The organism is Streptomyces sp. Z423-1, assembly GCF_013009255.1.
Lineage (GTDB): Bacteria > Actinomycetota > Actinomycetes > Streptomycetales > Streptomycetaceae > Streptomyces > Streptomyces gossypiisoli.
Genome location: NZ_CP053109.1, coordinates 2,058,856 through 2,077,316 on the forward strand (window position 1 = coordinate 2,058,856; position 18,461 = coordinate 2,077,316).

General features: G+C 68.1%; 13 protein-coding genes and 1 pseudogene. 4 read left to right on the top strand and 10 right to left on the bottom strand.

All coding sequences use genetic code 11. The annotated features are described in order from the left end of the window. Nucleotides 1-2 precede the first annotated feature (2 nt). Complete coding sequence (locus HJD23_RS09430; protein ID WP_171108601.1) at nucleotides 3-908, bottom strand: carbohydrate ABC transporter permease; 906 nt, start codon at nucleotides 906-908, stop codon at nucleotides 3-5. Next, entirely contained in the window at nucleotides 901-1,821 is a 921-nt protein-coding gene (locus tag HJD23_RS09435; RefSeq protein WP_171108599.1) for a sugar ABC transporter permease, read from the bottom strand. The genes HJD23_RS09430 and HJD23_RS09435 overlap by 8 nt, the downstream gene beginning before the upstream one ends. Nucleotides 1,822-2,005: 184 nt before the next feature. On the opposite strand from HJD23_RS09435, the gene HJD23_RS09440 reads away from it, so the two are divergent. After that, nucleotides 2,006-3,034, top strand: coding sequence for a LacI family DNA-binding transcriptional regulator (locus HJD23_RS09440; protein ID WP_171108597.1), 1,029 nt, complete (start codon nucleotides 2,006-2,008; stop codon nucleotides 3,032-3,034). Nucleotides 3,035-3,553: 519 nt separating this feature from the next. Here HJD23_RS09440 and HJD23_RS09445 read toward each other — a convergent pair. The 4 genes from HJD23_RS09445 to HJD23_RS09460 are packed head-to-tail and all read right to left on the bottom strand — an operon-like array spanning nucleotide 3,554 to nucleotide 8,447. Beyond that, entirely contained in the window at nucleotides 3,554-5,197 is a 1,644-nt protein-coding gene (locus HJD23_RS09445) for a glycoside hydrolase family 13 protein (RefSeq protein ID WP_171108595.1), read from the bottom strand. Nucleotides 5,198-5,251: 54 nt separating this feature from the next. Further along, nucleotides 5,252-6,085, bottom strand: coding sequence for a carbohydrate ABC transporter permease (locus HJD23_RS09450; RefSeq protein ID WP_171108593.1), 834 nt, complete (start codon nucleotides 6,083-6,085; stop codon nucleotides 5,252-5,254). Beyond that, a complete protein-coding gene (locus HJD23_RS09455) occupies nucleotides 6,082-7,137 on the bottom strand; it encodes a sugar ABC transporter permease (protein ID WP_240980673.1) in 1,056 nt (351 codons plus the stop codon). Before HJD23_RS09455 ends, HJD23_RS09450 begins: the two co-directional genes overlap by 4 nt. Nucleotides 7,138-7,148: 11 nt before the next feature. Further along, on the bottom strand, nucleotides 7,149-8,447 hold the full coding sequence (locus HJD23_RS09460) for an ABC transporter substrate-binding protein (RefSeq protein ID WP_171108591.1): 1,299 nt from the start codon (nucleotides 8,445-8,447) through the stop codon (nucleotides 7,149-7,151). 362 nt (nucleotides 8,448-8,809) lie between these two features. On the opposite strand from HJD23_RS09460, the gene HJD23_RS09465 reads away from it, so the two are divergent. Then, complete coding sequence (locus HJD23_RS09465; RefSeq protein WP_346770303.1) at nucleotides 8,810-9,862, top strand: LacI family DNA-binding transcriptional regulator; 1,053 nt, start codon at nucleotides 8,810-8,812, stop codon at nucleotides 9,860-9,862. Nucleotides 9,863-9,975: 113 nt separating this feature from the next. Here the strand turns inward: HJD23_RS09465 and HJD23_RS09470 are convergent. Both HJD23_RS09470 and HJD23_RS09480 read right to left on the bottom strand, forming a co-directional pair. After that, nucleotides 9,976-10,089: pseudogene (locus HJD23_RS09470) on the bottom strand (sugar ABC transporter permease); the annotation flags it as partial. 805 nt (nucleotides 10,090-10,894) lie between these two features. Further along, nucleotides 10,895-11,605 (bottom strand): cupin domain-containing protein, encoded by a 711-nt coding sequence (locus HJD23_RS09480; RefSeq protein WP_171108589.1) that lies wholly within the window; start codon nucleotides 11,603-11,605, stop codon nucleotides 10,895-10,897. 127 nt (nucleotides 11,606-11,732) lie between these two features. Here HJD23_RS09480 and HJD23_RS09485 point away from each other — a divergent pair, with 127 nt between their 5' ends. Continuing rightward, complete coding sequence (locus HJD23_RS09485; protein WP_171108587.1) at nucleotides 11,733-12,377, top strand: SGNH/GDSL hydrolase family protein; 645 nt, start codon at nucleotides 11,733-11,735, stop codon at nucleotides 12,375-12,377. Nucleotides 12,378-12,483: 106 nt separating this feature from the next. Here HJD23_RS09485 and HJD23_RS09490 read toward each other — a convergent pair whose 3' ends face one another. Beyond that, nucleotides 12,484-14,757 (bottom strand): right-handed parallel beta-helix repeat-containing protein, encoded by a 2,274-nt coding sequence (locus tag HJD23_RS09490; RefSeq protein ID WP_197973918.1) that lies wholly within the window; start codon nucleotides 14,755-14,757, stop codon nucleotides 12,484-12,486. Nucleotides 14,758-15,388: 631 nt separating this feature from the next. Continuing rightward, nucleotides 15,389-16,423, bottom strand: a complete 1,035-nt coding sequence (locus HJD23_RS09495) for a LacI family DNA-binding transcriptional regulator (RefSeq protein ID WP_171108585.1) — start codon at nucleotides 16,421-16,423, stop codon at nucleotides 15,389-15,391. Nucleotides 16,424-16,962: 539 nt separating this feature from the next. Between HJD23_RS09495 and HJD23_RS09500 the strand changes: the two genes are divergently transcribed. After that, entirely contained in the window at nucleotides 16,963-18,033 is a 1,071-nt protein-coding gene (locus HJD23_RS09500) for a LacI family DNA-binding transcriptional regulator (protein ID WP_171108583.1), read from the top strand. Nucleotides 18,034-18,461 lie beyond the last annotated feature (428 nt).

The following is an 18,461-nucleotide window of genomic DNA, read 5'->3' on the forward strand; positions in this document are numbered from 1 at the left end:
AGTTACTTTCCGCCGGTGGTCGCGATGCCTCGCAGCAGGAAGCGCTGTCCGGCGAGGAAGACGAGGAAGACGGGCACGAGCGACACGACGCTCATGGCGAACACCGAGCCCCAGTCCGTCGCGGTCTGCTGGTCGACGAAGGCACGCAGCGCGAGGGGCGTGGTGTACATCTCCGGGTCGGTGAGGTAAATGAGCTGGCTGTAGAAGTCGTTCCAGGTCCAGATGAAGGTGAAGATCGCGGTCGTCGCCAGCGCCGGGACCATCAGCGGCAGGATGATGTGGAAGAAGATCCGCGCCTGCCCGGCACCGTCGATCCGTGCGGCCTCGTCGAGTTCGCGCGGGATGCCGCGGATGAACTGCACCATGAGGAAGATGAAGAAGGCGTCGGTCGCCAGGAACTTCGGCACGATCAGGGGCAGGAACGTGTTCACCCAGTCGAGTTCCGAGAACAGGATGTACTGCGGCACGATGATCACGTGGATCGGCAGCATGATCGTGACGAGCATGATGGCGAACCACACGCGCTTCGCCTTGAATTCGAGCCTGGCGAACGCGTAGGCGGCCATGGAGCAGGCGAGGAGATTGCCCAGGATCGCGCCGATCACGACGATCAGCGAGTTGATCATGTAGTGGCTGAACGGTTGGGCGAAGGCGTTCCAGCCGTTGCTGTAGTTCTCGACGTGCGGGTGCGTCAGGGCGAGTCCCGCGCTGCGGAAGATCTGGCTGTTGGGCCGCAGGGAGCTGACCACCATCCACAGGACGGGGTACAGCATCGTCAGGGCGCAGAGAGCGAGCAGGACATGCTTGAGCGGGGCGCGCATCCCGCGCTTGATCCGGCGCAGCGTGTCCGAACGGTCGACGGGCAGCGAGCGGGGTACGTCTCGTACGTCTATGGCGCGGTCAGTCATCGTAAAACACCCAGTACTTTGAGGCCCAGAAGTTGACGGCGGTGAAGACCGCGACGATGAGGAGCAGGACCCACGCGAGCGCGGACGCGTACCCCATGTCGAAGTGGCCGAACCCGCGCTGGTACAGGTACAGCGAGTAGAAGAGCGTGGAGTCGGCGGGGCCTCCGGTGCCACCGGAGACCACGAAGGCCTGGGTGAACGTCTGGAAGGCGTGGATGATCTGGAGCACCAGGTTGAAGAAGATGATGGGTGTCAGCATCGGAATCGTGATGCTGCGGAACTGGCGCCAGCGCGTCGCGCCGTCGACGGAGGCCGCCTCGTAAAGAGAGGTGGGGATCTGCCGCAGCCCGGCGAGGAAGATCACCATGGGGGAGCCGAACGTCCAGACGTTGAGGACGACGAGGGTCGACAGCGCCGTTCCGGGCTCCGAGATCCAGCCCTGCCCTTGGATACCGACGACGGCCAGGGCGTCGTTGACAAGGCCGTTGGTCCCGAACATCGCTCGCCACAGCACGGCGATCGCGACGCTGCCGCCGATCAGTGAGGGCAGGTAGAAGACGGAGCGGTAGAAGGCAAGTCCCCGCACTCCCTTGTCCAGCAGCAGGGCCAGCGCCAGGGCCAGCGCCAGTTGCAGCGGGACGGAGACCAGGACGTAGCTGAACGTCACCCCGAGCGACTTGTGCAGGCGCTCGTCCTCGAGCATGCGCGTCCAGTTGTCCAGTCCGCTGAACTGCGGCGGCTGGAGCAGGTTGTACTTGGTGAAGCTGAGGTAGAGCGAGGCAAGCATCGGGCCGAGAGTGATCCCGACGAGCCCGATGAACCATGGCAGTAGGAAGAAGAACGCCGCCTTGTTCTGCTGTCGCACGCCCCGTTGGGACCCGCGCAGCCGGCGTAGTTCGTTGATGGAGCTCACGGCACTGCTCCCTTGAGCGGCGGCATCGGCACACAGTGATGCGGGCCCGTCCCGGGCCGCGCGTCACCCGAAAAGTGATCGTTCACTCTTTGGGTTGCGAGGACGATAGTGAACGATCACTTTTTGCGTCAAGAGTGTGTACTCTCTGACTTCACCGGAACATTGGCGAAGGTGGGAGAAGCGGATGGACGGCGCTGACACGGCGCGACGACGACCGACGATCACCGATGTGGCGCGACTCGCCGGTGTGTCACCCCAGACGGTGTCGCGGTACCTGCGGTTCAACGGCGGGCTGAAGCCCGCGACCCTGGAACGGGTGGAGAACGCCATCCGCGAACTGGACTACCGCCCCAACCTGGTGGCGCGGTCCATGCGCACACGGAAGACCGGCCGACTGGCGATCCTCATGCCCGCCATGGCCTTCAACCCCTCACGCATGCTGGCGGGAGCCACCGCGACGGCAGACGCCGCAGGGTACTTCGTGGACGTCGTCAGCGCCGGGGGCGGCGTACGGGCGAGGAGTGAACGCCTGCTGGAGCTCGCCGACTCGGGCCAGTTCGAGGGCATCCTCTCCCTCGCTCCCGTGGTCCCCTCGGTGCAGAGCAGGCTGCACCAGAGGACCGCCGTGGTGATCTCCGCCGACTTCGACGACGAGATGCGCGGCATCGGGGAGCTGGCCGACGCCACGCCTGTCGTGCGGATGATCGAGCACTTGGCGGCGCTCGGTCACACTCGTTTCCTTCATGTGGCGGGCGACGCCCAGTTCGCTTCCGCGAGGGCGCGCAGGCAGGGGTATCTGGACACGGTCGAACGCCTCGGGCTGGAGTCCGTCGGAGTCTTCGACGGCGACTGGTCCGGCGAGTCCGGCATCGAGGCGATCCGGTCACTGCCGGGCCGTTCCCGGCCGACCGCGGTGATCGCGGCCAACGACCTCGTCGCCGCCGGCGTCGTCCGGGGCGCCCTGGAGCGCCGCTGGGACGTGCCGGGCGACGTGAGCGTGACCGGTTGGGACAACAACAGTGTCGGGCAGTTCATGAGCCCGTCCCTGACCACCGTCGACGTGGACCTCGAACGACTCGGCAGCAAGGCCATGGCCAAGCTGATAGCGGGTTTGCTCGACACCCCGCCCGAGACGAAGGACGAACCTCTGTTCCGGATCATCTGGCGGGAGTCGACGGCCGAGCCGCCGTCCGAAGGTCGCACGGGCCGTTAGCGGGACCGCTCGTCGGTGCCGCCGCGGAGTCGGTGCCGCCGCGGAGTCGGTGCCGGTCGGGGACCGAGCCATCCCTGCCGCCCGCACGGTCGACCGACCGGCTTCGAAGTGTGAGCCGCACGGCACTGCCCCGAACAGCACGGCTGCGAGGCCAACGGCCATGACCGCGGGGCAGCCCTGACCGACGCTCGCGAGCTTTCGCCGCCCTGCTCCCTCGGCTTCGGCGGCCACAACACCGCCCAGGCCGTCGTGCGGCCGATTCAAGGCCGCGAGGGGCCAGGGACATGACCGCCGACCGGGTCGATCGGCTCGGCCTCTGCGCGGTACCGCTTCCCCGCGCGAGCGTCCAGCAGCAGCCAAGCTGGTCGGACGGCCGGCAGGAGGGACGATGCGCGCTTCTTATGGACAGGGTTTGCAGGTGTCCGTTGTCCAATGGGCCAGGGCCCCTCCGGTCAGCGGGGAGTGACACCGGAGAGGCCCTCGAGAACTGAGAAGGGCCGTCGCCCCTGGGGTGGATGGTTAGGCCTTGATCCAGACCGCGCGGTCCGGTTCCAGAAGTCCGTCCGTGATCGGGCCGCTGGCCAGCAAGGTCGCGGTGTGTTCAGGCAACCGGTACGCCTCGTCCGACAGATTGACCACGCATGTGAAGCCAGGTTCGCGTTGGAAGGCAAGGACTCCTGCTGGGGCGTCGAGCCAGGACATGGTCCCGTCGCCGAGAGCAGGGTGCTCGCGTCGGATGTGCAGGGCAGTGCGGTACAGCTCCAACATGGATGTCTCGTCGCCGGTCTGTGCCTCCACGCTGCGCTCCCTCCAGTCCGCAGGTTGCGGCAGCCAGGGGCTGGCGGTGTCGGCGGTGCTGAAGCCGAAGGGGGCGGTCTGTCCGGACCAGGGGAGGGGGACGCGGCAGCCGTCGCGGCCCTTGTCGGTGTGACCGGAGCGTTCCCAGATGGGGTCCTGGAGGACAGCCTCGGGCAGGTCTTCGACTTCTGGGAGTCCGAGTTCGTCGCCCTGGTAGATGTAGGCCCCGCCGGGGAGGGCGAGCATGAGGAGGGCGGCGGCGCGGGCGCGGCGGGTGCCGAGGTCCAGATCGGCGGGGCCTTGGGGCTGGTACCGCTCGTTGGGCACCCATCGTGCGACGGTCTTGCGGGCGTAGCGGCTGGTGTGGCGCATGACGTCGTGGTTGGAGAGCACCCAGGTGGCCGGTGCGCCGACGCTGCTGAGCATGGCGAGGGAGTCGTCGATGACCGTGCGGAGGTCCTTGGGGTCCCAGCTGGCCATGAGGAAGTCGAAGTTGAAGGCGGTGTGCAGGCCGCCGGGGCGGACGTAGGCGGCGAGGCGCTCGGGGGTGTCGGCCCAGGCTTCGGCGACGAAGGCAAGGTCGCCGTCGAACTCGTCGGCGACCTTGCGCCAGGCGCGGTAGATGTCGTGGACCTCGTCGCGGTCCCAGTGCGGGTGCTGGGCGTGGTGGAGGGGCTGCCCGTGTGGCGTGTCCGGGCGCGGTGGAAGGTCGGGCAGTTCGGGGTCCTTGGCCAGACCGTGGGCGACGTCGATGCGGAAGCCGTCGACGCCCCGGTGGAACCAGAACCGCAGGATGGACTCGAACTCGGCGTGGACGTCGGGATGCTGCCAGTTGAGGTCGGGCTGTTCGGGGGCGTACAGGTGCAGGTACCAGTCGCCGTCGGGCAGGCGGGTCCAGGCCGGGCCGCCGAAGCAGGAGATCCAGTTGTTGGGCGGCTCGGCGCCGTCGGGACCGCGGCCGGGCCGGAAGACGTAACGCTCGCGCTCCGGGCTGCCGGGGCCGGCGGCCAGGGCCTGCTGGAACCAGGCGTGCTGGTCGGAGGTGTGGTTGGGCACGATGTCGGGGATGACGCGGATTCCGTGCCGGTGGGCTTCGGCGATGAGCTGCTCGGCGTCGGCGACTGTGCCGAACAGCGGGTCGATGGCGCGGAAGTCGGCCACGTCGTAGCCGCCGTCTGCCATCGGGGACTTGTACCAGGGGTTGATCCACAGGGCGTCTACGCCGAGCGACTTGAGGTAGGGGAGCCGGAAGCGCAGGCCGGCGATGTCGCCGACGCCGTCGCCGTCGCCGTCGGCGAAGCTGCGGATGTAGACCTGGTAGATGACGGCGCTGCGCCACCAGGGCGAAGGCGTGGTGGAGGACATGGTGCTGAACGGTCCTTTTGAGAGTGGGGGAAGGTGCGGTGCGGCGGCCAGGGGTTACTTGGCCGCGCCCGCGGTGAGTCCGGCGACGATGCGGCGCTGGAAGACGAGCACCATGATCACCAGAGGGACGGTGACCAGGACGCCGGCGGCCATCTGGCTGCCGAAGGGGATGTCGAACTGGGTGGCGCCGGTGAACTTGGAGATGGCGACCGGCGCGGTCTGCATGTCCTGCTTGTTCGTCATCGACAGGGCGATGAGGAACTCGTTCCAGGCGGCGATGAAGCTGATGATCGCCGTGGTGAAGATGCCCGGCGCGGCGAGCGGGATGATGACCTTGCGGAACGCCTGGCCCCTGGTGCAGCCGTCGATCATGGCGGCCTCTTCGAGCTCGTCGGGCATCTGCTTGAAGAACGTGGTCAGGTTCCACACCGCCAGCGGCAGCACGAACGACATGCTGGGCACGATCATCGCCTGGTAGGTGTTGATCCAGCCGATGTCGGTGAACAGCTTCAGCAGCGGGACCACGATCGAGACGACCGGGAACATCGACGTGGCGATGATCAGCGTGAGGATCAGCCGTTTGAAGCGGAACTTCAGCCTGGCCATCGCGTAGGCGGTGAAGGTGGCCAGCAGCAGGGCGAGTGCGGTGGTGATGCTGGAGACGATCAGGCTGTTGAGCAGGGCGCGGCCGAATCCCTGGGAGGGGCTGAAGACCGCCCGGTAGTTCTCGAACGACACGGAGGTCGGCAGCAGCGAGGTGTCGAAGATGTCGGAGGCGCTGCGCAGGCTGGAGACCAGCATCCAGTAGAAGGGGGCCAGGCAGTAGGCCACCACCGCGGCAACGCCCAGGTAGAGCAGCCAGGTTCGCCATTTCCCGGTCGTCGTCATGCCGGCACCTCCGCACTCTTGGGCGCCGAGGTGCGCCGGAGGCTGCTTTTGCGTTTGGGCTTTGTCGGGCCGCCCACGTCTCCGACGAGGTCTGTGCCCAGCAGCCGGACGAAGCCGAGCGCGATGAGGAAGACGTAGACGAACAGGAGTACCGCGTAGGCGGCGGCCGGTCCGAAGCGGACGTTGGACGCCTCGTTCTGGGCGAGCATGGAGAGGGTTTCCACGGAGTTCTTCTGGGCGCCGATGAGGAGGTAGGGCAGGTCGAACATCCGCAGTGCGTCGAGGCAGCGGAAGAGCACCGCGACCAGCAGGGCGGGTTTCACCAAAGGCAGGGTGATCCGCCAGAACTGGGCGAGTGGGCCGGCTCCGTCGAGGCGGGCCGCCTCGTAGACCTCCTTCGGGATGACCTGCAGGCCGGCCAGGACCAGCAGCCCGATGAAGGGGGAGGTCTTCCACACCTCGGCGATGACGACGGCGACCTTGGCGTGGAAGCCCTCGGTGGTCCACAACACCTGGTGGCCGATCAGAGCGTTGGCGATGCCGTCGCTGTTGAAGATCCACCGCCACAGCAGGCCGGAGATGGCCGTGGGCACGGCCCAGGGGATGAGGATGCTGGCGCGGATCAGGGCCCGGCCGCTGAACGCCTTGTGCATGATCAGCGCCATCGCGACACCGATCAGCGTCTCCAGGCCCACCGTGGCGACGGTGAAGAAGGTGGTGTTCCAGAACGCGTTCCAGAACCGGTCGCCGGCCTCGCCGAAGATGTCGGCGTAGTTCTGCAGCCCGACGAACGGCTCGGTGTCGCTGATGAAGCCGGTCTTCGGGTCCAGCCCTTTGGCCCCGTACAGCGACTCTCTGATCGCCATGAGCGTGGGGTAGAGGACGACGACGGTGAGCACCAGGAGGGTCGGCGACACCAGCAGTGCCGCCGTCCGCCCCGAAGCCGCGGTCGCCCAGGCCCGCTTGCTTCCCCTGACCGGCGCGGTGCCTTTTCCGGCATGTCTGCCGGCCGGGTCCGCGCCGGTGCCGGGTGGGATCTTGGTGTCGACCACGGCTTTTCTCCTCACTGTGCCGTGGACTTCTGCAGCGCGTCCTGCAGGTCCTTCAGCGCCTGCGCGCTGGACTTGTCACCGTTCAGGGCCGCGTACGCCTCCTGCTGGATCGCGGAGGACGCGTCACCGTACTGGACCACCCTCGGGCGCGGTACGGCGTTGAGGATCGACTTCTTCAGCACCGGCAGGTAGGGGTACTGCTTGACCAGTGCCCGGTCGTCGTACAGGGCTCCGTACGGCGGAGCCATGGAGGCGTCCTTGAGGAACGTGCTGGCGCTGTCCTCGCTGGTGAAGAACTTCATGAAGTCCAGCGCGGTGGCCTTGTTCTTGGCGAAGGAGGACAGGGCCACGTTGTGGCCGCCCAGGCTGGAGGAACCGGCCCCGTCCAGGCCGGGAAGCGGCGCGACCGCGAACTTGCCCGCGACCTTGCTCTTCTCGGCCAGCGAGTACACGTACGGCCAGTTGCGCAGGAAGACCAGCTTGCCGGACTGGAACGCCTGGCGGCCTTCCTCCTCCTGGTAGGTGATGGCCTCCTTCGGGATCGTGCCGTCCTTGAAGGAGTCGACGAGGAAGTCCAGGCCCTTCTTCACCTCGGGGGTGTCGACGTTCGGCTTGCCGTCGGCGTCGGTGATGACCCCGCCGGCGGAGTTCACTGCCTCGGCGAAGTTGACCGTCAGGCCCTCGTACTTCTGGAACTGACCGCCGTAGCAGTCCATGTCCTTGGCCTCGGGCAGCTTCTCGACCTTGGCACAGGCGGCCTTCATCTCCGCCCACGTCGTCGGCGCGGCAGCGACGCCCGCCTTCTTCAGCAGGTCGGAGCGGTAGTACAGCACGCCGCCGTCGGAGTGATGCGGGACCGCGTACAGGTTGTCGCGGTACTTGCCCGTCTCCACCACCGGCTTGAGCATCTTCTCCAGCGGGAACTGGTCGGCGGGCAGTTGGTCGATCCACTGGTGGGCGGCGAACTCCGAGGTCCACACCACGTCCATCCACAGCACCGTGTAGGCGTCGGACTTCGTCTCGGCGTTCTGGATCATCTGCTGGCGCTGCTGGTTCACGTCCGCCGGCAGCTGGACGAAGGTGACCTTCTCCTTGGGGTGCTGCTTGTTCCAGCTGTCGATCACCTTCTGGACGACGCCGGAGCTGTCCTTGGCGGCCGCGAACGTGATCGGACCGCGGCCCGAGAACGACGGGCTCTTCGACTGCCCCGACGAGCTGTCGCTGTCGGAGGAGCCGCAGGCGGTGAGGACGAGCCCGGCGGCGACGAGCACGGCCGAGCACTGAAGGACTCTGGTGGTTCTGGCGTTCACTGTCTCTCCTGGACGTGCGGAACCGAAGTCTCGGCGGGGGCGCCCTGTAGGGAGTAGCTACCGAGATGACTCTGGGCCGTTACGAGACTGTGCTGTCACGGCGTTGCGTGGATCGAAAGCGCAGGTCAAAGCAGCCAGTGAATGACTTACGGCCACGTCTTGGCCTCCGCTGAGACAACGCTTGCACCGTAGGAGTGCACCTGGCGGAAGTCAATGCGTAACGTCGCGGTAGCGCACACGATTTAGGCGACCGATACCGCCCACGGACTGGGTGTAACAGGCATTCTGCCCGCAAGGATGGGGTGTGACAGCGCTGTCACAAAGACTCCCGCTGAGGGCGCGATCTGTGCTAACTTCCGCTCATGTCACCAGCTCAGCGGCACCCCACGTTGGCCGACGTCGCCGAACGGGCAGGGGTCTCTCCCTCCACCGTCTCGCGCACGATGCGCGGTCTGACATCGGTCTCACCCGAGGTCCGTGCCCGGGTGGAGCGAGCGGCCCGTGAGCTGAACTTCGCGATCTCGCGACAAGCGTCGAGCCTGGTCACCGGCCGCACCGGTGTCATGGCGGTGCTCGTGCCCACGCTCGACTCGTGGTTCATGGGAGCAGCGCTGTCCAGCCTGGGCCCGCTGCTGCGCCGGGCCGGCATGGAGCTGACCGTGTACGTCGTCCCGGACCTGGACGAACGGGCCGCGTTCTTCGAACGCCTGCCGGCCCGCCGCAACGCGGACGCGCTGCTGGTGTTCTGCTTCGACCTCACCGGCGAGGAGACCACCCGGCTGGACGACCTCGGCATGCCGGTCATCTACATCAGCCAGCACGTCGAAGGCCGCCCCAGCGTCTACGTCGACGACGTCGCCGGCGCCTGCAAGGCCACCCGCCACCTGATCAACCTCGGACACCGCCGGATCGCCTTCGCCCACACGACCAACGCCCGCGGCTTCAGCTTCAGCTCACGCGAGCGCCTCCTCGGCTACCAGCAGGCGCTCACCGAGGCGGGCATCCCTCTGGACGACGACCTGATCGTCACCACCCCGCCCCGCGACAAACGCGGCACCACCCAAGCGGTCGGCAACCTGCTGAGCCTGCGCGAACCCCCCACCGCGATCTTCGCCGAACAGGACGAACTCGCCGCCTCCCTCATCCTGAGCCTGCGCACCGTACAAATCGAGGTGCCCGAACGGATCTCCGTCCTCGGCTTCGACGACCAGCTGATGGCCGAATGGCTCGACCTGTCCACCGTGGCCCAGTCGCCCTCCGACCTGGGCCGCGCCGCCGCCGAACTGGCCCTGGAACTCATCAACGATCCCGAGGCGGACCGCGGTCGGCACATCGTCCTGCCCACCCATCTGATCCTGCGGGGTACCACGTCCTCACCGCCTGCTCCACAGGGAGAAGGTCAGGGGCAGCAGTAGCAGTCGGTGCTTCCAGCGCATAGGCCCTGCCGTCCGTCGGACGGCAGGGCCTATGCGCTGGTGTTCTGCGGTGCCTGGCTCGTGTGCTGCGGGGTTGCTTCAGGCCGGTGGTCCCGGAAGAGGGCGCGGAAGCGGCGGATGCCATGGTTGAGAACGACCGCGGCGGCCAGGCCGGCCGCCAGGGTGAGGGGCAGGCCGACCAGGACGAAGACGGTGAGGGCGGTGTTTCGGCAGGGCAGTGGCTGGCCGTCGGCCATGACGGGCTGATCGGCGGAAGCCTCGGGGCTGCGGCACAGGGCACGGTCGGGGTTGTAGACACGGCGACACGTCTCTGCCGGCACTTGCCGCACCATCGTGCCGCCCGCCCCGCCACGCCACGCCACGGTGACGACACCGCAGCCGCGCGCTGACGGATGGGATTGGCCCGGACAAGGTCCTGCTCGATCGCCCACAAGTAGAACTGGTTGACCGTGGACACCTCCCGGTCCCAGCTCGTGTTTTCCAAGCGAGGTCCACGCTCGTCACGACGACGCCACCACTCGTACGCCGCCCGGTCGTCCATAGACGCATCACGCCAGTCACGCCGGCCTCGCGCGAACCACAGAAAGTCGAAGCTCGTGCGCAGGTCCCGGGCATGGGCGGCCTGGGTGTTCCACGGTGAAGATGCCAGCGACACCGAGAAGTACCGGTTCAGCGCCGCGTCGTACCCGCCCGCCGGACTGATCAGGAACCGCTGTCCCTCGGGCACCCCCAGATCATCCAACTCCTGATCGAGACCGGCGAACAAATCACCGAACTCCCGCATGAACGGGGTCACTTCGCGTGGCCGTGCCCATCCCCGGCGAGTGAAGCGCACCCGCCACCCGGTGATCGACATGGCGCCGGACTCCATCCCGCGGACAGTTCAACAGCGCATAAATCAAGTTCGGTCCTCTTCCTCCGCCCGAGCGCACACCGGTACCGACAAGCGGCCGCACCCGTGCGGTCATACGGAACCGGCCAAGAGCTCCTCGGCCGCGCCCCGCACGGACATCAGTTCTGGTACACGTCAAGCCGACCGCACATGCCGAACTTCCCGCGGGCAGTGGGCCTTTCCGACCGTACGACGGCGTCCGCGAGGTGGGGGAACTCCCCCCGCTCCAGCGCGTCGAGCTGCACCCCGGTGGCCTCGGCGGCGGCCGCGGCGCCCTGACGCCACCGCTCGCGCCACTCGGCGATGCGCGGCCGCACGAGCGCGGCGGCGGCCCGGTGGAACGCCGCCAGGTCCTCGGGCCCCTCGGCCTCGCGCAGTGCCCGGTAGCCCTCCAGGGCGAGGTCCCGCCGGGCACGGGCGATGCGCTCCTGCTCCTCCTCGGGTACGTCGGCCGGAATGACGGTGGCGCGTGCGTACGTCTCGGGGTCGGTCAGGTACTCCGGGGGCAGCGTGAGGACCGCGTCACCCGCCTCCGGCAGCCCGCTGTTCTGCATCAGAACGGTGATCCGCAGATCGCCCTCGTTGACCAGCCGGTGAATGGTGCCGGGCGTGAACCAGGCGACCGCGCCGGCCTCCAGCGGAGTGACCTCGTAGCCGGACGCGGTCAGCGTCTGCACGGCCCCGCGTCCGCCGGTGACGAGGTAACCCTCCGAGCAGGCCAGGTGCATATGCGGGGTGCCGCCGCACACCCCGTCGGATGCGGGCCAGTCATACACCGACAGATGCGAGACGGCGACGCCCCCGGGCAACCCTGTGTTGGTTGTAGTCATGTGTGTCAGCACTCCGGCTTTCCTCTTAGTAAGCGCTTTCTGTATGCAATTTAAGCCGTCCTGGCGCAAGCAGTCAATGTCCTGCTTAAATTCAGGCCTGACATAGCGGAGTTGCAAGGAGACCGATGTGGACAACGGATTGGCGGGCAGGAGTGTCTACGCCTTCGGTGACAGTATTGTGTACGGACACGTGTATCCGCGCAGTTTTGTGGACATCGTCACTGACCAACACGGCATGACCCTCACCAAGTTCGCCCGGAACGGCGCGACCATCGGCGCCGACCCCCATGCTTCCGGCGGGCAGATACGTGCGCAGGTCGAAGAGGCGACCGCCGTCGCACCGGACTTCGTCCTCTTCGACGGCGGCACCAACGACGCCCAGTCGATCTTCCGGGACCGACGCTACGACGTGGGCACCTACGCCGGAGAGCTGGAGAGGACGCTGGAAACGATGAAGCGGAAATGGCCGACCGCCCGCATTGTGTACGTCGCCGCCCACAAACTCGGTTCGCGGGACTGGAACACTCAGGTGGCACTGCGCGAGGTGACCTTGCGGGCCTGTCACCAGTGGGATGTCGCCATTGCCGACGTTTTCGGGGAGACCACTTTCGACACACGTGATGACGCCCAGCGGGCGGAATACACATTCGACGACCTGGTCAACGGTTTCCCTGGGACAAACGGATCGGGAACGCACCCCAATATGGCGGGCATCACCACATTCTATGTACCCGTGGTCAGTGCCCGGCTGGAACAGATGTCACCGCGTTGAGCAAGACGGCAATGCAACGGCAATGCAGCTCTGCCGGACCGAAATGGCCCGGCAGAGCTGCTTCTCTTTCAGGATGTCCGCGGACCAAGACTCCTGGGCGTAACCGTCACTGACGGAATCCGGTACCGCGCGAGATGCGGACGTCGTCGACGTGCACCGACCCGCGCTCGCCCCCGTTCGCGTACCACGCGACCTTCGCGATCCCCGGCATCGAGGTACGGAACGCGGCATCGTTCAGCACCCGCCGGCCGTCGATGTCCAGGTCGAAGCGCTGGTTCACCGTGTCCACCGAGAGCGTGATCCGATACCACTTGCCAGAGGTGTACGTACCGATCACACGGTCCGTGGTGCCCTCGTAGGCGTGGATCTGACCGCGAGCGAACGCGACGCTGACGGCCTGGGCGCCGCTGGAGTTGTACACGTACGGCAGCCCGAACCAGCCGGCTTGCGTGTCGTTGCGCATCACCTGCGCGTCGATGGTCACCACGCCCTGCAGCGGGGTGGAGAAGAGCCGGGCGAGGTTGGTCCCGTCGGTGCCGCCGCCTTCGATGGTGCGGGTCAGCCGGACGCTCTTGTCGGTGGCGGACGGCGTGTCCACCACGTCGACCGCGTTGTTGGTCGAGATGACCCGCCATCCGTTCGTGCCGTTGGCGAGCGCGCCGGTCGCCAGGCCGTCGAACGTGTCCGTGAACGCGATGCCCGGCGCGCCGCGTTCGAGGGCGCCGATCTCCGGAGCGCTGCCCACCGGCACAGTGGCCCCGGCGTAGTCGAGGCCGCCGTTGCCGGTGATGGTGGCACCCGCGTCGACGAACGGCGATCCGGCCTGGAGCGCGAAGTTCGCCGCCGTGCCGAGTCTCGTGCCGTTCTCGTCGCCGTAGGGCCCCGTGACGGCGGGGTTCACGAACATCGGACTGCCGATCACGGCCTTCGTGTCGGTCGTGGGCCGGCTCGCCCAGTCGGACGAGTACCCGTTGTTGTTGTAGATGACGGTCGTCTGCTTGTTGAACTCGGGGTTGGAGTTCCCGGTGACGAACAGGTTGTTGGTCAACGTGACCCTGCCGGAGACACCGCCGCTCACCATGGTCGAGGAATTGGTGTTGACGAAGGTGTTGTTGTAGACCTCCGCCACCGAGCCCGTCGTCTGCGACATGTGCAGGTTCCACCGCTCGCTGCCGGTCACGACGTTGTAGCGGACCACCGCGCTGCCGAACCTGACCGAGGAGTTGCAGGCGCAGAGCAGGATGCCGTCGCCGTTGTCGTGCAGGTAGTTGTACTGGAACAGCTGGTTGGTGGTGCCGATGTCGGGGTCCAGGCCGTTGGCGTCGGCACTGCCGCCCATGTGGTGGGTGCCCATGATCTCGTTGTGCTGGACGGTGACGGTGTCGGCCATGTTGGTCTCGACGCCGGAGACGCCGACCCGGTCGATCACGTTGCCCTCGACGAGTGCGCCTCGGGTGCCGGTGACATAGATGCCGTTGCCGCCGAAGTCGGTGTTCGCCTGCGTGATGTAGTTGCCGCGGATCGTGACGTCGGTGTGCGGGGTGAAGCGGGAGTCCGTGGCCGTGGCGCGCTTGCCCCAGCCCGTGAAGACGGCACCGGGCGCGTCACCGGCGTACTGCTTCGTCACGATTCCCGCGAACGAGGTGTTCTTGATGGTGGAGTTCTCCACCGTGATGTCGTCGAGCACGGTGGGGGCGCCGGGTGCGGTGATGTCCTGGACTGTGGTGAGGAAGGCGATGCCGCCGGTGTTCTTCGAGCGGTCCCAGCCGGTGTTGAAGGTAATGCCCGGCTTGTTGTTGGCGGTGTTGCCGCCGATCCACTTGACCTCGCCGGTGACGTCGTGCACGTCGACCGAGTCGATCACGAAGTGGTGCAGGGTCTGGCCGTTGTCGCCGTGCACGCCGATGCCGCGGAAGTCGCCGAGGTTCTCGCCGGGTGTCGCCGTCGCGGGCGCCGTGTTGGAGACGTCGAGGTTGCGGATCTCCCAGTACTGCTGGTTGTACAGCCGCACGGCGTCGCCGACGGTGCCCTGACCCGCGATCTTCGGCTTGGCGCCGTCTCCGTAGCGGTCGATGGCGATCGGGTCGCCGTCGACGCCGGACCCCTTCGGCCACAGCTGCCCGACCCAGCTGTCACCGGACCTGAAGCGAATGGTGTCGCCGGGCTGGAACGTCCTCGAGTTCACCTTGCTCAGCGAGCGCCACGGCGCACTGCTGCTGGTTCCGGCGTTGCTGTCGTTCCCGGCCGCGCTCACGTAGTACGTGGTGCCCGCGGCGTGGGCCGACTGCGCGGGGAGGAGTGCGATCGATGCGAACACGACGGCCAGCGCGCACAGTGCGGCGGCCATCGCCCTTGACACAAGTCTTCGGTTGGCGGTCATTGTCCTCTTCTTGTCGTCGGTGGTCGTGCGGTACCGGCTCCTGTCGTGACGCCTTCGGCCGAGACATCGGGTAACGGCTCAAGGCGTGGGTGGTTCGAGTCCATGGGGTGGGCGCACCGAACGGTGCGCGACATCGTGGGTACGGATCCGGCCGGACCTGCCTCATCGGGGGCTGGTCTCGGCGTCGGCATCAAGGGCGCGGTGTGCCGCCCCGCGCACCGGGGCAGCGGGGGGCCGAAGGCGGCCTTGCCGGCGCACCCCCCAGGCGGCACGTCGTCGGCGCTGCCGCGCAGGCGCTGCGGTTCGCTGAGAGTCCTCATGCCTGCTCCTCAGGCCGCGCTGGGAAAACGTATTCCGCGCAGTGTGCCCAGCGGTGATCGAACGCGTCAAGGTTTCAAACAAAAATGAACTTGCCGACGATGCGAGAGGGCCCGGCGGGAGACGAACAGCAGGTCGGCGGGGCCCTTCGGCACCGAACCGAGTTGCTCACCGCACCCTCCTCTGCACGCACGCGCGAGGAGCTGCGCGACGGTCATTTCCCCGCCGTGCCCTCGTGATGCGGGAGGACGGGGCCACACTTCGGACGGCGCCCGGCGACTTGGCGCCGCGCACCACACACCGCAGGGGCAGGTCAGCCGGCGTGAACCGCCGTGCTGTCGCGCACCACGACCTGCCCCCGCATCATCAGGTGCGTGGCTTCCCCACGAGGCGCGAGGGCGAGGCGGGCCGCCTCGGCGCCTGCCTGCGCCAGTGGCAACGACACGGTCGTCAGCCGTGGTGTCACGTCGGTCGCGAGTTCGATGTCGTCGAAGCCGGTCACCGAGACGTCCGCCGGCACCGACACGCCGGCGGCCCGGAGGGCGGACATCGCACCGATGGCGATGGCGTCGTTGGCGGCGAGGACCGCGTGGGGCGGCTCAAGCCCCCTGGCGACCATCCGTCGCGCCGCGTCGAACCCCCCTTGGCGGCTCACCGCACCATGCGAGATCCGGATGTTCCGCGTCTCGACCCCGCCCTCCCGGAGCCCGGCCACAAAGCCCGCGGTGCGGGCGGAGACGTTCCCCCGACCGCGGACGCCGGCCAGGATCGTCACATGCCGGTGCCCCGACTCGGCGACATGGGCGGCGAGTTCCTTCGCGGAGCCGTGGTTGTCGAAGCTGATCGAGTCGAACGGCATGTCGGTGTCGCCGACGATCACCACCCGGCCGCCCTCGCGTTCGTAGCCGAGCAACTCGTCGAGCAGGCGCCCGTCCAGGGCGTTCGCGTCGAGGCGGCTGGAGGTCAGGATGAGCGCCCGTGGCCGGAGCGCGCGCTGCAGCCGGACGGTTTCGAGCTGGCGCTCGGCGGTGCCGTGGGTCGACGAGACGGTCACGAACGCCCCGGCGTCACGCGCCTGCCGTTCCATCGCCGCGGCGGCCATCGCCATCGACGGGGTCGTGAGGTCGTCGGCGACCACTGCGATCGAGTCGTTCGCACGCCGCATCGCCCGGGCCGAGGCGTCCGCGGTGTAGCGCAGCGCGGCCGCGGCGGTGAGGACCCGCTCGTGGTATTCGGGCGCGACCGTCCGGGAACTGCCGCCCAGGACTCTCGATGCGGTCGTGACCGACACTCCGGCGGCGGCCGCCACGTCGCGCAGGGTGACGGTCGATCTGGCTGGATGGGGCATCGCGCCATTCCCTCCCGCACCACGAAAACGATCCTCCTACGCCACCCGAGAATATCCGTGGCCGGTCACCGGCGGGGATGCGGACAACGGTCCGGCCTGGCACAGGCACGGTCATGGCGACCGATTCCAGTGGCGCAGGCCTCCCCGGTGTGCCCGAGGGCGCCCCGTCCGGCGCGCCCTCGCGGAGCGACCTGTCGGCGTTGTTCCGGCAGCTGTCGCGTCCGACGCGCGACGGTACCGACCACGCGAGCGGCATCCGGCCCACGGCCCACGGCCCGCAGGCGACTGGAAGCGATCGCTCAACCGGAACACGACCGCGTCGGCCCTGGTCATGGGACTGCCAGGCGACTCGTCGCGGGCCCCGACGGCGCCGTGCCGACAGTCGGCCGCATCGGCCACGGCGACCGCGCTCGGCCGCGCTCGGCCGCGAGGGTGGGAAAACGCATTCCGCGCGGGTTGGAGGTCTGCCCATGCCGTGACCTTCCGTAATCACCGCACCCCTTCCCAGGCACCGTGCGGCTCGGTGCACAATGTGCGGCATGGAAGACGGGTCGGCGGCGCCTCCGCGGCGGCGCGGGAAGGCCGCCTCCGGGGAGCGCCAGGCGACCCTTCACGATGTGGCGCGGACGGCGGGCGTCTCGCAGGCGACCGCGTCGCGCGTGCTCAACGGCAGCATCCGCAACGTCCGGCAGGAGAACGTCGACCGTGTGCTCGCCGCGGCCGCTGAACTGAACTACGCGCCGCATCTGTCCGCCCAGGCGATCGCGCGGGGTTCGACGAACACCGTCGCGCTGGTCGTCAGCGGCGTCGACGACCCGTACTTCGCCTCGATCGCGGGCGGGGTGACGCAGGCGGCGGAGGCAGCCGGACTCATCGTGACCATGGCGGTCGCGGACCGCTCCCCCGAGCGGGAACTCCAGATCCTCAGGACACTGCGCGGCATGCGGCCCCGCGCCATCATCCTGACCGGCAGCCGCATCGACGGCACCGACACCCGCCACGCTCTCGTGGAGGAGCTCCACGCCTACCAGGAGGCGGGCGGCAGCGTGGTTCTCATCAGCCAGCACGACCTGCCGTTCCGCACCGTCAGCATCGACAACTACGGTGGAGCGCGGCAGCTCGCCCGCGCTCTGGTGGGCCTCGGCTACCGGCGGTTCGCGATGGTGCGCGCAGGCGCCGGACTCAGGACGTCCCGTGACCGATGCAAGGGCTTCGTGGAGGGCCTTGGCGAGTTCGGCATCGACATCGACGAGCGGTTCGTGGTCGAAGCCGAGTTCAGCCGCAGGGGCGGTCGCGCGGCCGCCCGCGAGCTCGTCCAGCGGGGCCTCGACGGTACCGAACTCGTCTTCGCCGTCAACGACGTCATGGCCATCGGTGTGATGACCGCCTTCCGCGACGCCGGGCTGGTCCCTGGCCAGGACGTCGCAGTCGCCGGCTTCGACGACATCGGCCCGGCAGTGGACGTCGTCCCGGCGCTGACCTCCGTGACCGTACCTCTGCGGCAGGTGGGGGTCCGCGCGATGCAACTCGCGCTCTCCGACGACGACGCCTCGCGGATCGTGCCGGTCTCCACGAACGTCGTCCTGCGAGGCAGCACACCAGGTCGGTGACTGAGAATCGAGTCCTGCGACGACGGCGGCATCGGGCTCGCGGTGGTGCGGTACGCAGGACTGCGGCGGTACGCCGCCGGTGCGGTCGACTGCCGGTGGGCGAGGGCTCCGGCGGATCACCGTTCGACCGTGCGACGAAGAACGCCAGATGGTCAAGGCGGGGCGGAGCAGGCCGTCCCATATGGAGAGGGCGGTGGCCTCGGTGTGGGAGGCGGCGCCTGTCTTGTGGAGCACGTGCTCGATGTGGCAGTGCACGGGCCCGCGGCAACAGGAACAGCGCCTGGGCGATGGCCTGGTTGGTCTGTCCCATCGCACCCGGGTGAGCACCTCCAGCTCCCGGGGGCTGAGTTTGTACGGCCGTTCGGTCGGGACCTCGTGCACCAGCACCGCGTCCGCCGGGCCCCCGGGCCCCTCCAGCACCCGGACGC

Excerpts from the sequence above, each read along its gene's own strand:
- HJD23_RS09430 (WP_171108601.1), bottom strand. The coding sequence starts at position 908 with ATGACTGACCGCGCCATAGACGTACGAGACGTACCCCGCTCGCTGCCC.
- HJD23_RS09440 (WP_171108597.1), top strand. The coding sequence starts at position 2,006 with ATGGACGGCGCTGACACGGCGCGACGACGACCGACGATCACCGATGTG.
- HJD23_RS09445 (WP_171108595.1), bottom strand. The coding sequence starts at position 5,197 with ATGTCCTCCACCACGCCTTCGCCCTGGTGGCGCAGCGCCGTCATCTAC.
- HJD23_RS09450 (WP_171108593.1), bottom strand. The coding sequence starts at position 6,085 with ATGACGACGACCGGGAAATGGCGAACCTGGCTGCTCTACCTGGGCGTT.
- HJD23_RS09465 (WP_346770303.1), top strand. The coding sequence starts at position 8,810 with ATGTCACCAGCTCAGCGGCACCCCACGTTGGCCGACGTCGCCGAACGG.
- HJD23_RS09480 (WP_171108589.1), bottom strand. The coding sequence starts at position 11,605 with ATGACTACAACCAACACAGGGTTGCCCGGGGGCGTCGCCGTCTCGCAT.
- HJD23_RS09490 (WP_197973918.1), bottom strand. The coding sequence starts at position 14,757 with ATGACCGCCAACCGAAGACTTGTGTCAAGGGCGATGGCCGCCGCACTG.
- HJD23_RS09495 (WP_171108585.1), bottom strand. The coding sequence starts at position 16,423 with ATGCCCCATCCAGCCAGATCGACCGTCACCCTGCGCGACGTGGCGGCC.
- HJD23_RS09500 (WP_171108583.1), top strand. The coding sequence starts at position 16,963 with ATGGAAGACGGGTCGGCGGCGCCTCCGCGGCGGCGCGGGAAGGCCGCC.